Source organism: Streptomyces sp. NPDC090499, assembly GCF_044769305.1.
GTDB lineage: Bacteria > Actinomycetota > Actinomycetes > Streptomycetales > Streptomycetaceae > Streptomyces.
In genome coordinates this window covers 292575-306902 of record NZ_JBIVXP010000005.1, presented here as the reverse complement: position 1 = coordinate 306902, position 14328 = coordinate 292575, and the positions used below count along the sequence as shown (strand labels likewise).

At 72.6% G+C, this 14328-nt stretch carries 11 protein-coding genes; 6 read left to right on the top strand and 5 right to left on the bottom strand.

What is annotated here, in order from left to right; translation table 11 throughout:
• Nucleotides 1-81: 81 nt before the first annotated feature.
• Nucleotides 82-1161, top strand: coding sequence for a mechanosensitive ion channel family protein (locus ACIQVL_RS20675; RefSeq protein ID WP_403444634.1), 1080 nt, complete (start codon nt 82-84; stop codon nt 1159-1161).
• A gap of 15 nt (nt 1162-1176) precedes the next feature.
• Here ACIQVL_RS20675 and ACIQVL_RS20670 read toward each other — a convergent pair whose 3' ends face one another.
• A complete protein-coding gene (locus tag ACIQVL_RS20670; RefSeq protein ID WP_403476025.1) occupies nt 1177-2760 on the bottom strand; it encodes a M1 family aminopeptidase in 1584 nt (527 codons plus the stop codon).
• 211 nt (nt 2761-2971) lie between these two features.
• Here ACIQVL_RS20670 and ACIQVL_RS20665 point away from each other — a divergent pair, with 211 nt between their 5' ends.
• Nucleotides 2972-5188, top strand: a complete 2217-nt coding sequence (locus ACIQVL_RS20665) for an NADP-dependent isocitrate dehydrogenase (protein WP_403476024.1) — start codon at nt 2972-2974, stop codon at nt 5186-5188.
• A 123-nt stretch (nt 5189-5311) separates the two neighbouring features.
• Here ACIQVL_RS20665 and ACIQVL_RS20660 read toward each other — a convergent pair whose 3' ends face one another.
• A complete protein-coding gene (locus ACIQVL_RS20660) occupies nt 5312-5950 on the bottom strand; it encodes a TetR/AcrR family transcriptional regulator (RefSeq protein ID WP_403476023.1) in 639 nt (212 codons plus the stop codon).
• 177 nt (nt 5951-6127) lie between these two features.
• On the opposite strand from ACIQVL_RS20660, the gene ACIQVL_RS20655 reads away from it, so the two are divergent.
• The 3 genes from ACIQVL_RS20655 to ACIQVL_RS20645 all read left to right on the top strand — a co-directional run bounded on the left by ACIQVL_RS20655 (nt 6128) and on the right by ACIQVL_RS20645 (nt 9026).
• The gene (locus tag ACIQVL_RS20655) at nt 6128-6778 is read left to right on the top strand and encodes a nuclear transport factor 2 family protein (protein WP_403444622.1); all 651 of its coding nucleotides are present in this window, start codon (nt 6128-6130) and stop codon (nt 6776-6778) included.
• Nucleotides 6779-6904: 126 nt separating this feature from the next.
• Nucleotides 6905-7696, top strand: a complete 792-nt coding sequence (locus ACIQVL_RS20650; RefSeq protein ID WP_403444619.1) for an N-formylglutamate amidohydrolase — start codon at nt 6905-6907, stop codon at nt 7694-7696.
• A 58-nt stretch (nt 7697-7754) separates the two neighbouring features.
• Nucleotides 7755-9026, top strand: coding sequence for a cytochrome P450 (locus ACIQVL_RS20645; RefSeq protein WP_403476022.1), 1272 nt, complete (start codon nt 7755-7757; stop codon nt 9024-9026).
• A gap of 4 nt (nt 9027-9030) precedes the next feature.
• Here the strand turns inward: ACIQVL_RS20645 and ACIQVL_RS20640 are convergent, their stop codons facing one another.
• From ACIQVL_RS20640 to ACIQVL_RS20630, 3 genes are read right to left on the bottom strand one after another with little or no spacing between them, the layout of a single operon-like run.
• Complete coding sequence (locus tag ACIQVL_RS20640) at nt 9031-9522, bottom strand: hypothetical protein (protein ID WP_403444614.1); 492 nt, start codon at nt 9520-9522, stop codon at nt 9031-9033.
• A complete protein-coding gene (locus ACIQVL_RS20635; RefSeq protein ID WP_388601015.1) occupies nt 9519-10118 on the bottom strand; it encodes an RNA polymerase sigma factor in 600 nt (199 codons plus the stop codon). Before ACIQVL_RS20635 ends, ACIQVL_RS20640 begins: the two co-directional genes overlap by 4 nt.
• A 35-nt stretch (nt 10119-10153) precedes the next feature.
• Entirely contained in the window at nt 10154-11596 is a 1443-nt protein-coding gene (locus ACIQVL_RS20630; RefSeq protein ID WP_403444611.1) for a S8/S53 family peptidase, read from the bottom strand.
• Nucleotides 11597-11708: 112 nt separating this feature from the next.
• Between ACIQVL_RS20630 and ACIQVL_RS20625 the strand changes: the two genes are divergently transcribed.
• Nucleotides 11709-14312, top strand: coding sequence for a CHAT domain-containing protein (locus ACIQVL_RS20625; protein WP_403444608.1), 2604 nt, complete (start codon nt 11709-11711; stop codon nt 14310-14312).
• The last annotated feature ends 16 nt before the right edge of the window (nt 14313-14328 follow it).

Here is a 14328-nt window from a genome sequence, read left to right as displayed (position 1 = left end):
CCCTGGCGGGCGGGCTCCGATACGAACCTCCGTGCGGATACGGCAGGATGAGCGGTTGCACAACCGAATGGGAGGTAACCGGTGAACCGAGCGCTCACCGTCGATGACCTGGTCCTGGCCGGAATCGCCCTCGCGGCGGGCCTGTTGCTGGCGTTCCTGTCGCGCGGCATGCTGCGCTGGCTGGCCAGGCACGCGAAGCGGACCCGCTGGAGCGGTGACGACGTCATCGTGGACGCACTGCGCACGGTGGTCCCGTGGGCGGCGCTCGCGGGCGGGGCGGCGTCCGCGGCGGCGGTGCTGCCGCTGACGAGGACGGTCCAGCACCACACGAACCAGTGCCTCCAGGTACTGCTCATCTTCGCGGCGACGGTGTCGGCGGCCCGGGTGATCGCCGGGCTCGTGCAGTCGGTCACCCAGTCCCGCTCCGGGGTGGCCGGTTCGGCCACGATCTTCGTGAACATCACCCGGGTGCTGGTCCTGGCGATCGGCTTCCTGGTGATGCTCCAGACGCTGGGCATCTCCATAGCGCCCCTGCTGACCGCCCTGGGCGTGGGCGGTCTGGCGGTCGCGCTCGCCCTCCAGGACACCCTCGCCAACCTCTTCGCGGGCATCCACATCCTCGCCTCCAAGACCGTCCAGCCGGGTGACTACATCCAGCTGAGCAGCGGCGAGGAGGGTTATGTCGTGGACATCAACTGGCGCCAGACGACCGTCCGCCAGCTCTCCAACAACCTGGTGGTGGTCCCCAACGGCCAGCTGGCCAAGACCAACATGACCAACTACACGCGCCCCGAGCAGCAGTTGACGATCCTGGTGCAGGTCGGTGTGGCCTACGACAGCGACCTGGACCACGTCGAGCGGGTCACGCACGAGGTCATCGCCGAGACCATGACCGAGATCACCGGCGCGGTCCCGGACCACGAACCCGCCATCCGTTTCCACACGTTCGGCGACTCACGGATCGGCTTCACGGTGATCCTCGGCGTCGGCGAGTTCAGCGACCAGTTCCGGATCAAGCACGAGTTCATCAAGCGCCTGCACCGCCGCTACCGCGAGGAGGGCATCCGCATACCGGCGCCGGCCCGCACGGTGGCGCTCCAGCAGGGGGCCGTGGTGATCCCGCACCAGCGCACGGCCGGGGAGGTGCCGGTCACCGACTAGCCCCCTGCTCCCGGCTCAGAGCGTGGCCGAGTTGTCGTGGTGGTGGCCGCCTCGCAGGCTGTGCGGGGTGGCCGGGCCCGGGGTCACCGGGGTGACGGTCCAGTCGGGGTGGCCGGGCATGCGCGGGGTCGTGGTGCCGTAGAGCCAGTCGCGGAGGAAGCCCGAGCGGTCCTGGCCGGTGACCTCGGTGGCCACCGCGATGTAGTCCTCGGTCGAGGCCGAGCGGCGCCGGAAGCGGTCCAGGAAGGTGCGCTCGACGGCGTGGAAGGCGTTCTCGCCGACCAGCTCGCGGAAGGCGTACAGGACCAGGACGCCGCCGAGGTAGCGCTGGCTGTCGAAGAGGTCGACCTCGTTCGGGGCGGCCACCGGGCCGGAGTCGTGGCGCCACTGGTCGCCGCGGGCGTAGGTGTCCTTCATCCGGGCCTCCATGGTGGTCATGCCCAGGGAGTCCGGCCAGCCGCGTTCGTAGCGGTAGAGCAGCCCGTAGAAGTCGGCGTGGCCCTCGTTCAGCCAGAGGTCGGCCCAGGTGGCGGGGGAGACCAGGTTGCCGAAGTAGGAGTGGACCAGCTCGTGCATCATGTGCGAGCCGATCTTCGCCTCCTCCTGGAGCAGGAAGTTCGGCTTGTAGAGGGTGAGGGTCTGGGTCTCCAGGCCCGTGAAGTCGAACGCGTTCGGATCGTCGGAGTTGCAGGGCAGCAGGCCGTACGTCTCGAACGGGAAGGCGGCGCCGAGCCGGTCCTCCAGCCAGGCCACCTGGCCCGGGGTGAGGGCGAGCGCCGGTTCCAGGGCGGCGGCGCGGGCCGCGGGAACGACGTCCCGCAGCGGCAGGCCGTGCGGGCCGGGCCGGTCCCTGACCACGTAGTCGCCGACGGTGATCTGCACGAGTTCGGTGGCGATCGGCGAGCGGGAGCGGTACGAGTACGCGGTCCGGTCGCCCGGCAGGTTCTCGGCGCAGGTGGGCAGGCCGTTCGCGACGCCCCGCAGGCCGCTCGGGACGGTGATGCGGAAGGTGAAGTCGGCCTTGTCCGAGGGGTGGTCGTTGCACGGGAAGACGGTGTGCGCGGAGTTCGGCTGCGGGCAGATCGCGAAGCCGTCCGGGGTGGGCACCCAGGCGGTGTGCGGGAGGGTGCGGCGCGGGTCGGCCGAGTAGGTCACGCACACGGTGACGTCGGCCCGCTCGCGCAGCGGCCGGGCGGGCGTGATCCGCAGCTTCTCGCCGGCCTGCTCGAAGGCGGCGTCCCGGCCGTCGACCCGGACGGCGGCTATGTCGAGGCCCAGGGCGTCCAGGGAGAAGCGGGACAGGTCTTGGGTGATGCGGAGGCACAGGGTCGCGGTGGCGTCGACCAGGCGGGTGGTGGCGTCGTAGGCGAGGTCGAGGTCGTAGGCGTGGACCCGGTAGCCGTCGTTGCCCAGGGCCGGGTAGACGGGGTCGCCGAGGGTCTCAGGGCCCGGGGCGGGCGCGTTGCCCCCGGTCCTCGCGGCGCCCCTTGTCTCCCCCGCGGAGAAGGGACGCGCGAGGGCCGGGGCCCCCGTGGCCAGGACGGCCGCCGTGCCGAGCAGGGCGGCCGCCGGGGCCGTCACTCTGGTGCGATATCTCATGGTCCGCTTTCGCTCGGGCGGCCGGGTGGTCGGTCCGGCCGCCGGTCGATGGTGGCTCGTTCTTCCTGACCACCCTTTTGACCGATCCGGTTGCCCGGCGTATGACAACCGGACAACCGGATCTTCCGAGTCGCGGACCCCTGTCGAGCGCGGGTCGCTCACGAGATATCTTGATGTCGAGCAATGTTGCAGACGTGGAGCGGAGCACCCGGTGACTGACTCGACCATCATCTACACCTACACAGACGAGGCCCCGGCCCTCGCGACGCACTCGTTCCTGCCGGTGATCCAGGCGTACGCCTCGCAGGCCGGTGTCGCCGTGGACACCCGCGACATCTCGCTGGCCGGGCGCATCATCGCCGTCTTCCCGGAGTACCTGGACGAGGGCCAGCGCATCCCGGACGCGCTCGCCGAGCTGGGCGAGCTGGCCAAGACGCCCGAGGCCAACATCGTCAAGCTGCCGAACATCTCGGCGTCGATCCCGCAGCTGAAGGCGGCCGTCGCCGAGCTCCAGGACAAGGGCTACGCGCTGCCGGACTACCCGGACGACCCGAAGACCGACGAGGAGCGCGACATCCGCGCCCGCTACGACAAGGTCAAGGGTTCCGCCGTGAACCCGGTCCTGCGTGAGGGCAACTCGGACCGCCGTGCCCCCGCCTCGGTGAAGAACTACGCCAAGACCCACCCGCACCGCATGGGCGCCTGGACCTCCGAGTCCAAGACCAACGTCACGACCATGGGTGAGAACGACTTCCGCTCCACCGAGAAGTCCGCGGTGATCTCCGAGGCCGGCAAGCTGAAGATCGAGCTGGTCGCCGAGGACGGCACCACCACGGTCCTCAAGGAGTCCGTACCGGTCCTCGCGGGCGAGGTCGTCGACGCCTCCGTGCTGCACGTCGCGCAGCTCAACGACTTCCTGGCCGCGCAGGTCGCGCGCGCCAAGCAGGAGGGCGTCCTGTTCTCCGTGCACCTCAAGGCCACGATGATGAAGGTCTCCGACCCGATCATCTTCGGCCACGTGGTGCGCGTCTTCTTCCCGAAGACGTTCGCGAAGTACGGCGAGACGCTCAAGGCGGCCGGCCTCTCCCCCAACGACGGTCTGGGCGGCATCCTCAAGGGCCTGGAGAACCTGCCCGAGGGCGCCGAGATCAAGGCCTCCTTCGACGCCGAGATCGCCGAGGGCCCGGCCCTCGCGATGGTCGACTCGGACAAGGGCATCACCAACCTGCACGTGCCCTCCGACGTCATCATCGACGCCTCGATGCCGGCCATGATCCGCACCTCCGGCCACATGTGGGGCCCGGACGGCCAGGAGGCCGACACCCTCGCGGTGATCCCGGACTCCTCCTACGCCGGTGTCTACCAGGCCGTGATCGAGGACTGCCGGGCCAACGGCGCCTTCGACCCGTCCACCATGGGCTCGGTCCCGAACGTGGGCCTGATGGCGCAGAAGGCCGAGGAGTACGGCTCCCACGACAAGACCTTCGAGATCGCCACCGCCGGCACGGTCCGCCTGGTCGACGCGGCCGGCAACGTCGTGATCGAGCAGCCGGTCGCCGCCGGTGACATCTTCCGCGCCTGCCAGACCAAGGACGCGCCGATCAAGGACTGGGTGAAGCTGGCCGTCACCCGCGCCCGCGCCACCGGCGACCCGGCCGTCTTCTGGCTGGACGAGGGCCGCGCCCACGACGCGCAGCTGATCGCCAAGGTCGAGCAGTACCTGGCGGAGCACGACACCGAGGGTCTGGACATCCGGATCCTCTCCCCCGTCGAGGCCACCAGGCTGTCGGTCGAGCGCATCCGCCGCGGCGAGAACACCATCTCCGTCACCGGCAACGTGCTCCGTGACTACCTGACCGACCTCTTCCCGATCCTGGAGCTGGGCACCAGCGCCAAGATGCTGTCGGTCGTCCCGCTGATGGCGGGCGGCGGCCTGTTCGAGACGGGCGCCGGCGGTTCCGCGCCCAAGCACGTCCAGCAGCTGGTCAAGGAGAACTACCTGCGCTGGGACTCCCTCGGCGAGTTCTTCGCCCTGGTGCCGTCCTTCGAGCAGTACGCCGACTTCACCGGCAACACCCGCGCCAAGGTGCTCGCCGACACCCTCGACCGGGCCACGGCGACCTTCCTCGACGAGGACAAGTCGCCGACCCGTCGCGTCGGCGGCATCGACAACCGCGGCAGCCACTTCTACCTGTCCCTGTACTGGGCGCAGGAGCTGGCGAAGCAGACCGACGACGCCGAGCTCGCGAAGGCGTTCGCGTCGTTCGCCGAGGCGCTCACCGCGAACGAGCAGCAGATCGTCGACGAGCTGCTCGCCGTCCAGGGTTCCCCGGCCGAAATCGGCGGCTACTACCAGCCCGAGAAGGCCAAGGCGGACGCGGTCATGCGCCCGTCGGCCACCTGGAACGCGGCCCTCGCGGCCCTCTAGGCCCGGCCAGGCCCCTCGGGGCCGCCCCGTCGCAGGCTCCGCCCCGGCAGGCACCCCGCCCGCCGGGGCGGAGCCGTGTCCGGGCCCGGTACTCCCTACGCCTCTCGCCCCGGCCCGGTCCGGTCAGTGGCCGGCGGGGCCGTCCCCGCGGAACGCCCCGGCCACCACGGGGACCAGCTGCCGCTCGATCCGCTCGGCGGGCATCGCGGCCAGCTCGACGCCGATGGGGGCCAGCGCGAGCCAGTTCAGGAGGCCGGCCGCGCATCGTGTCCGGAAGATCAGTTCCTCTTCGCCGACCCCGGGAAGGTTCGCCGTCAGCACCCGGAGGACCTCCCGGCGGCTGTGGTCGAACTTGCCGTGCAGCCGCTCCCAGCCCTCGGGCGGATCGATACCGACGCGTGCCACGGTCCGCATCATGGCCAGCTCCGGTCCACCGGCCGCCAGCGCGCGCATCATCGGCCGGGCGAAGGCCGCCGCCAGGTCCTGGAGTGACGAACCGGGGCCGAGCGGACCGAGTTCCTGGATCTGCGCGTCCAGATACTGCTCCAGCGCGTGCTCTATCGCGGAGTTGCACAGCGCCTTCAGCGACCCGAAGTGGTAACTCACGGCGGCGACGTTGGCCCCGGCGCGCTCCGTGATCTCGCGGAGCGTCACGCCCTCCTGGCCCCGTTGCGCGAGCAGCTCCAGGGCGGCCGTCTGCAGGCCTTCCCGGGTGCGCTGGCCGGCTTCCCGGCGCAGGTCCGTCTTCTCCGCGCGTGTCATGGAATGTACTCAAGCATACGCTTGACTACATTGTCAACACTCACCTCTCCGGCCCTCCGGCCGCCGCACCGGCAATGAATTCAAACAGTAGCTTGACAGCTCATCCACCCGTCCATAACGTTAAGCGAGCGTTTGAATTACTAATGACGCACGGAAGCCGACCTGGAGGAACCAGACATGAAGCTGCTCAGCCGGAAGTCGATCACCGCCGCGACCGCGGTGGCTGTCCTGGGCGGTCTGTCCATCGCCGCCGCGCCGTCACAGGCCGCGAACCCCGTCCACCGGACCACGGCGGCGCACAGCGGTACGGCGGTCCCGGACCTGGCTCCCGGCCAGCTGGCGAAACTGCCGCTGACCAACCGCCACCTGACCAAGCACGAGAGGCAGAACCTCGCGATCGTCCTGCGCGACTACTACGTGGCGGAGGGCAGCCACATAGACGTCCCGACCTTCGTCAACAGCTTCGCCGAGGACGGCGTCTTCAACGACGTGGTCGCCGGCCAGGCCTACCGGGGCGAGGCCCTCGGCACCGTCCTGCCCTACATGAAGGGCCTCTTCTCCGACGTCCACCGCGACCTCAAGCGCATCACCGTGAACGACGACGTGATCAGCATCGAGCTGTCGATCGACGGCACGTTCGACGGGCAGCTCCAGACGCCCGCGGGCGTCGTCAAGGGGAACGGCCACAAGGTCGCCGCGCCGACCGCCGACTTCTGGTACCTGAAGAACGGCAAGGTCGAGAAGTTCGACTGCTTCGTCGGGTACTCCAAGATGTACTCCGACATGGGGGTGGACTTCGACTGGGCCTCCGCGGTCGACAAGCACTGACCCGCTCCCCGGTGGGTGGTGCCCGGCCGTGCCGTGCCGGGCACCACCCACCGCAACGCCGGCCGCCGGTGTGACACCGTGGACCCGTCCTGTACGCCGCCGCGGACAACGCACCCGGAGCCGCCCGTGTCCCAGCCCCCGTACGCCCTGCTGCCCGGCGCCGACGAGTCGCCCGTGATCCTGCATGTGCCGCACTCCGCGCGGGCCGTCCCGGCCGGTGTCCGGGCGGGCATCGTGCTCGACGACGCCGCGCTGGAGAGGGAGCTGGACCACATCACGGACGCGCACACGGCCGAGATCGCGGCGGCCGCGGCCGGACGGGCCGCGGTACCCCCCTGGCGGTTCGTCAACCGGCTGTCGCGGCTGGTGGTGGATCCCGAACGGTTCCCGGACGAGCGGGAGGAGATGCTCGCCGTCGGGATGGGGGCCGTGTACACGCGGACCACGCACCGGGAGGCGCTCCGGAACGAGCCGTACGACCCCGGGCCACTGGTCGAGCGGTACTTCCGGCCGTACGCGCGGGCGATGACGGAGGCCGTCGCCGGGCGGCTGGCCGCGACCGGGCGGGCCGTGGTCATCGACGTGCACTCCTATCCGACCCGGCCGCTGCCCTACGAGCTGCACGGCGCGGGGGCCCGGCCGCCGGTGTGCCTGGGCACGGACGCCTTCCACACACCGGCCGGGCTGACCGAGGCGGCCCGCAAGGCCTTCGCCGATTGCGGGGAGACGGGGCTGGACAGCCCGTTCGCCGGGACCTACGTACCGCTGGAGTTCCACGGGACGGACGCGCGGGTCGCCGCGCTGATGGTGGAGATCCGGCGCGACCTGTACATGACCGAGCCCGGCGGCCCGGCGGACGCGGGAGCGGACCGGCTCGGCGCCGCCCTCGCCGCCCTCGTGGACGCCGCCGGACGCTGACCCTCCGGCTGGAGCACTCCGGCAGGACACGCGGTGAGCGCCGTACGACCGTGGAGGCATGACCACGGAGACCACCGCGCCCACCACGGAGCCGGCCGAACCCGCGGCGGCGGGGCCGCTCCCGCCCGGGTACAGGACCGCGCCGCCGGTGCGGGACTGGCCCGCGCTCGAACTGGCGGGGACGGACTTCGACCCGGTCCTGGCGGCCCTGATGGCGCAGGGGCCGGTGACCCGGATCCGGCTGCCGTACGGCGAGGGCTGGGCGTGGCTCGCGACCCGCTACGAGGACGTCAGGACCGTCACCAACGACCCGCGGTTCAGCCGCGCCGAGGTCACCCGGGGCCAGGTCACCCGCCTGGCCCCGCACTTCAGGCCCCGTCCGGGCTCGCTGGCCTGGGCCGACCAGCCCGACCACAACCGGCTGCGCAAGCCGCTCGCCGGTGCCTTCACGGTCGGGGCGATGAAGCGGCTGCGGCCCCGCGCGCAGGAGATCCTCGACGGGCTGGTGGACGGGGTCCTCCGGGACGGGCCGCCCGCCGATCTCGTCGGGCGGGTGCTGGAGCCGTTCCCGGTCACCGTGGTCAGCGAGGTGATGGGGGTACCCGAGGCGGACCGGGAGCAGGTGCACGCCTGGACCCGGCAGATCATCTCCACCTCGGGCGGGGCCGAGGCCGCCGAGACGGCCAAGCAGGGGCTGTACGGATGGATCACCGAGACGGTGCGCGCGCGGGCCGGCAGCGCGGGCGAGGACGTGTACTCCCTGCTCGGGGCTGCCGTGGCCGGCGGCGTGATCGGCGAGGAGGAGGCCGTGGGACTGGCCGGTCCGCTGCAGATCGGCGGCGAGGCGGTCACCCACAACTGCGGGCAGATGCTGTTCCTGATGCTGACACGGCCGGAGCTGATGGCGCGGATGCGGGAGCGCCCCGCGGAGCGCGGGCCGGTCCTCGACGAACTGCTGCGCTGGATCCCGCACCGCAGCACGGTCGGGCTGGCCCGGATCGCTCTGGAGGACGTCGAACTGAGCGACGGCACCCGGATCCCGGCGGGCGACCCGGTCTACGTCTCCTACCTCGCCGGCAACCGGGACCCGGCCGTCTTCCCCGACCCGGACCGCATCCTGCCGGACCGCGATCCCCGCCCCCACCTCGCCTTCGGCCACGGCACCCACTACTGCACGGGCGCGGTCCTGGCCCGGCTGCAGACCGAACTGCTGGTCGACACCCTCCTCGACCGGCTGCCGGGGCTGCGGCTCGCGGTGCCGGCCGAGGGGGTTCGGTGGCGGCGCAGGACGATGATCCGGGGGCCGCGGACGCTGCCCGCCACCTGGTGACGCCTCACGCCCTCAGCCACTCCGTCACGATCACGTCCCCGCCGGTCCGCAGCCGGAGCGCGAACGGGCCGGTGGGCGGGGTGTCGTGGGCGAAGCGGCCCATGGCGTCGACCGTGAGCGGATGCGCCGCCGCCGGACCGCCGAGCACCTCGATGCGCGCGGACTGCGGGGGCAGCAGCTGGCCGAGCAGCCCGTCCTCGGTGACCTCGACGTCCACGGTCAGTTCGCCCGCCTGGAAGGTCAGCATGCGGGGCGGGTCCTCGACACCTCTGACCGGGATCGCGTCGACCAGGGAGTCGAAGGTCAGCTCGGCGACCCGGGCGTCCAGGTCGTGCAGCAGGTAGGCGTCCATGGCCAGTTGGAGCAGCTCGGCCGGCAGCGGGTCGAGGACGGCGGCCGCGCCGCGCAGCTCCTCCTCCAGGAGGTCCGCGTCGAAACCGGCGTCGTCCGAAGTCCCGTCGAGGGCCTCGTCCGCCGGGAAGTCGTCGTCGCTCACACCGCACCCCTCGCGTCGAGCCGGGCCCGCAGCCGGCGCAGACAGCGCTGGCGCAGCGGGCCGATGCTGCCCACGGCGATGCCCAGCGCGACGGACACCTCGACATAGCTGGGCGGCGGCGAGGCCATCAGGACCCGCAGCAACTGCCTGCAGCGGTCGCCCAGTTCCTCGAACTCCTGCCACAGCAGACGGATCCGCTCCGCCTCGTCCGCCTCGTCCTCCGCGTCGATCAGGGACTGTTCGGGCGTGCGGTCCTCGCTGACCCGGTCCAGGACCTGCGGATCGTCGGTCGGCAGCAGCCGGGTCAGGCCGCGGATCACCTTCAGGCACTCGTTGCGTGCCGTGCTGGCCAGCCAGGAGCCCGCCTTGTCGGGCTCCCGGATGCGGCCCAGGTGCTGGGCGAACCGGAACCACACGGTCTGGTACACCTCGTGCCCGTCGGCGTCGGAGAGCCGGTGCGCACGCACCACGGACCACACCAGTGGGCTCAGCCCCTCCACGAGCGCCTTCCAGGCCGCCGCGTCGCCGTCGACGGCGGCCCGGACCAGCGCGCCGACCTCTGCTCGGTCCACGGTCCCACCCCTCGTGTACGGCAAGTCATGGTACGCCGTGGAGGGGAGTGTTCCGGAACTCAGGCCGTGGCAGCCAGCCGCACGACCGGCACCGGCTGCCAGCCGGCCGGGCGGAGCGCCGGTACGTGGGCCCCGCGCACCTCCGCGTACTCCGTGATGCTCTCCAGGAGTTGAGCGCGCGCCGCGCGCGGGTCGGACTCCTTGAGCGTGGTCATCCGGTCGGCGACGAGGCCGGCCACGATGGGGGTGGCGAACGATGTTCCGCTCCACTGTGCGAACCCTTCGAACATCACTTGGTCCGGTTTGCCCGGGCCGGGCGTCCCGGTGTCGGTCAACACGCCGGTGTGGCGCGGGTACTGGCAGGTGCAGGCGTAGGTGAAGCCGAACCGGCAGGCGTCGTAGGTGGTGTGCTGGTACACGTACGGCACGGGCGCGTCGAAGCCGGCCATGGCTCCGATGAGCTGCTCGCCGGGGGCGTAGACCTTGACCCAGCCGCCGTGGTTGGTGAAGCAGGCGCCGTACTCGCCGTCGCTGCGCAGCGCGCCGACCGAGAGGACGGTGTCCTCGTAGCCGGGCAGGTCGGCGCAGGCGGCGGGCCAGAAGTGGGTGGCGCTGCCGTTGTTGCCCGCGGCGGCGACGAGCAGGGTGGACTGGTCGCGCAGGGCGTCCATGAAGGCCTCGACGGCGAGCAGCCCGTCGGCGCTGCCGTTCGGGGTGCCGGCGGAGAGGCTGATGATGTCGGGCCAGCCGTGCTGGTCGATCGCCTCGAAGAGCCTGGCGCCGAACTCGGACTCCAGGATGGCGCCCGCGTCGTTGAGGGTGTTGGTGACGGTGATGTCGGTGTTGGGGGCGAGGGCGGCGATGAGTCCGGCGATGAACGTGCCGTGGCCGACGTACTGCTGGAGGATGCCGTCGGCGTCGGTCTCGTTGAGCTGCGGGTCGCCCTGGACGCGGGCGAGGAGCGGGTTGGTGCGGTAGTCGTGCACCAGGCCGGTGTCCATCACCAGCACGCTGACGGCGGTGTCCGGGTCGTAACCGCCCTCCACCGGGGCCGGGTTGGGGGCCTGGGTGAGCAGGGCGGGGAGCGGTTCGCAGGGGTTGCAGGAGTTCGCGTTCCCCGTGGTGGACACGATGTGGTTGCGGCTGACCAGGCGGCGGCCGGCCCGGCCCTCCGCCTCCCGCAGGGCGCGCAGCGCGTGGCCGACGGCGGGGTCGGCGGTGCGGTCGCGGTGGGTGGGGTCGCCGACCCGGATGCGGGTGACCCCGGTGCGGTTGGTCTCCGGTCCGGTCCTGCCCACGTGGTCGGCGACAAGGCCGGCGGTGGCGGTGAAGTGGGCGCGCACGGTGTCCTCGACGACCCGGGCCTCCTCGCCGTCGCGGGCGAGGACCACCCCCTTCTCGTACAGGAACTCGGCCGCGTCGTCCGGCCCCATCGCCAGTGGAACGTCCGGCATGGAGCGCTGGATCTGCTCGAACTGCTCATGGAATCGCTGAGGTGCCATGGCCTGTCTCCTCCCCCAGAAACGGCGTTCTTCAGTCAGACTCGCGAGCCCGCCGCTTGATACAGCGTCAAACCTGTGGGGCATGTATGCCCAGGCCACTACCATCCGAGGGGTGAGTGCGGGAAGCGATTCGGTTACGGAACTCCTGCCGATGGTGTTCGCCGCCCCGGGCGAGGCCCTGGCGCGGGCGGAGGGCGTCCTTCGGTCCGATCCGTCGCCGCTGGACGCGTCCGTCGCGCACCAGGTCATCGGCATCTGGCAGCGGGACTTCGGGGACCTGGCCGTGGCCCTCGACCATCTGCGGCAGGCCCGGGACTGGGCGGCGCGCGCGGACTCGGCGGAGCGGGAGGCGGACGTCCTCGGCACCCTCGGGGTCGCCCTGGTGCATGCGGGCCGGACGCGGCAGGGGCTGGCCGTGCTGGACCGCGGGGTGGACCGGGGCAACGGGCACACCCGGGCACGGGTGCTGTACCGGCGGGCGTACGCCGGGTGGGTGCTGGGCCGGCACCGGGAGGCTCTGGAGGACCTGCGGCGGGCGATCCCCGTGCTGCGGCAGGCCGACGACGTCATCTGGACCGCGCGGGCGCTGAGTCTGCGTGCCACGGTGCATCTGGCACTCGGCGCGGTGGACCGGGCGGACGCGGACTTCACGGCGGCGGAGGTCCTGTGGGAGACGACGGGCCAGGAGCACGACAAAGCGGTCGCCGTGGAGAGCCGGGGGCTGGCGGCGTTCCGGGCCGGTGACATCCCGGCGGCGCTGCGGCTGCTGGCGGCGGCCAAGGAGCGGTACGACGAGCTGGGCACGCCCCCGTTCATGCTGTACATCGCGCGCTGCGAAGTGCTGATGGCGGCCGGTCTCGCCCCGGAGGCGCTGGCCGAGGCGGACGCGGCGATCGCGGCCCTGGACCGGATCGGCGGGCAGTCCACCCGCAAGGCCGAACTGCTGCTGACCGCCGCCCGGTCGGCGCTGTCGACCGGGGACGCGCAGACCGCGGTCGCCCGTGCCGCGGTCGCCGTACGGCTCTTCTCCGGGCAGCGGCGGAGCTGGTGGGAGACGCATGCGCGGCTGGTGCTGATCGAGGCGCGGGTGGCGGGCGGGGCGGCGTCGGGGCGGCTGGTGCAGGACACGGCGGCGGTCGCCGACCGGCTGGCGTCCTTCGGTGCGCCGGCCGCGCCGGAGGCCTCGCTGCTCGCCGGGCGGATCGCGCTGGCGCTGGGCTGGACGGCGGACGCGGAGCGGCATCTGGCGGTGGCCGCGCGCAGCCGGCGCGGCGGGCCGCCGCTGGCCCGGATGACCGGCTGGGCGGCACAGGCGCTCCGGGCCCGGGCGGCCGGTTCGGGCCGGGGCGTCCTGGAGGCGTGCCGGCGCGGCCTGGACGTCCTGGACGACCACCGGATGACCCTGGGCGCCTCGGAGCTGCGGGCCCGGGCCACCGCGCAGGGCGCCGAGCTGGCGGCGCTGGCCCAGCAGGCGAGCCTCGCACACGGCGGCCCGCGCCGGCTCCTGGAGTGGAGCGAGCGCTGGCGGGCCACGGTGCTGTCCACTCCCCAGACCCGGCCGCCCGCGGACCCTGCGCTGCTCGCCTCGCTGACCGCGTTCCGGGAGATCGCGTCCCGTGCGGAGGAGGCCCGCCGGGAGCGCCGTCCGGTGCCCGCCCTGGAGCGTGAACAGCGGCGTCTGGAGCGGGAGATCCGCGCCCGTACGCACCACACCCGGGGTGACGCCCCGGGCGGCGGCGACCGTTTCGACCCGGCCCGTCTTCTGGACCGGCTGGGCGACGCCCGGCTGGTCGAACTCGCCGTCCTGGACGGGCGGGTGCATGTCCTGCTGTGCGGTCAGGGCCGGGTGCGGCGCTTCGCGGGCGGCCTGCTGGCAGAGGCGGTCGCCGAGGCCGAGCACGTCCAGGCGGGGCTGCGACGGCTCGCGCACCCGGGTGCGGAGGGACGGCTGCCGGTGGTGGAGGCCGCCGGGAAGCGGCTGGAGGAGCTGCTGCTGGGTGCGGCGGCGGACCACCTCGGCTCGGGGCCGGTGGTGATCGTCCCGCCGGGCGCGCTGCACCGGGTGCCGTGGGCCCTGCTGCCCGCGCTGCGGGAGCGGGTGCTCAGCGTGTCGCCCTCGGCGTCGAGCTGGTTGCGGGCCCGGGAGACCGAGCCGCCGCCGGGCGGCCGCCATGTGCTGGTCCGGGGGCCGGGGCTGGCGACCGGCGGCGCGGAGGTGCCCGAAGTGGCGGGCCGGTACGCGGCGGCGCGGATCCTGGAGCACGACGAGGCCCAGGTCCCGCGGGTCCTGGAGGAGTTGGACGGCGCCGCTCTCGCCCACATCGCGGCGCACGGCACGTTCCGTGCGGACAGCCCGCTCTTCTCCTCGCTGCGGATGGCGGACGGCCCGCTGATCGTGCACGACTTCGAGCGCCTCGCCCGCAGCCCCTACCGGATCATCCTGTCCAGCTGCGACACGGCCCGGCTCGCGACCGTCGGCGCCGACGAACTCCTCGGACTGGTCACGGCGTTGCTGCCGTTGGGCACGGCCGGAGTGGTGGCGAGCAGCGCCCCCGTCAACGATGCGGCCGTGGTTCCGCTGATGCTGGCCCTGCACAAGGGGCTGGGCGCCGGGCTGTCGCTGGCGGAGGCGCTGCGCGACGCCCGGGCCGCCCTGCCGGGCGACGCCCTCCACCAGGCGACGGGGTGGGCGTTCGCCGCGTTCGGGGCGGCCTGAGCCGCTGTGGACGGGC

Excerpts from the sequence above, each read along its gene's own strand:
- ACIQVL_RS20670 (WP_403476025.1), bottom strand. The coding sequence starts at position 2,760 with ATGAGATATCGCACCAGAGTGACGGCCCCGGCGGCCGCCCTGCTCGGC.
- ACIQVL_RS20660 (WP_403476023.1), bottom strand. The coding sequence starts at position 5,950 with ATGACACGCGCGGAGAAGACGGACCTGCGCCGGGAAGCCGGCCAGCGC.
- ACIQVL_RS20655 (WP_403444622.1), top strand. The coding sequence starts at position 6,128 with ATGAAGCTGCTCAGCCGGAAGTCGATCACCGCCGCGACCGCGGTGGCT.
- ACIQVL_RS20645 (WP_403476022.1), top strand. The coding sequence starts at position 7,755 with ATGACCACGGAGACCACCGCGCCCACCACGGAGCCGGCCGAACCCGCG.
- ACIQVL_RS20630 (WP_403444611.1), bottom strand. The coding sequence starts at position 11,596 with ATGGCACCTCAGCGATTCCATGAGCAGTTCGAGCAGATCCAGCGCTCC.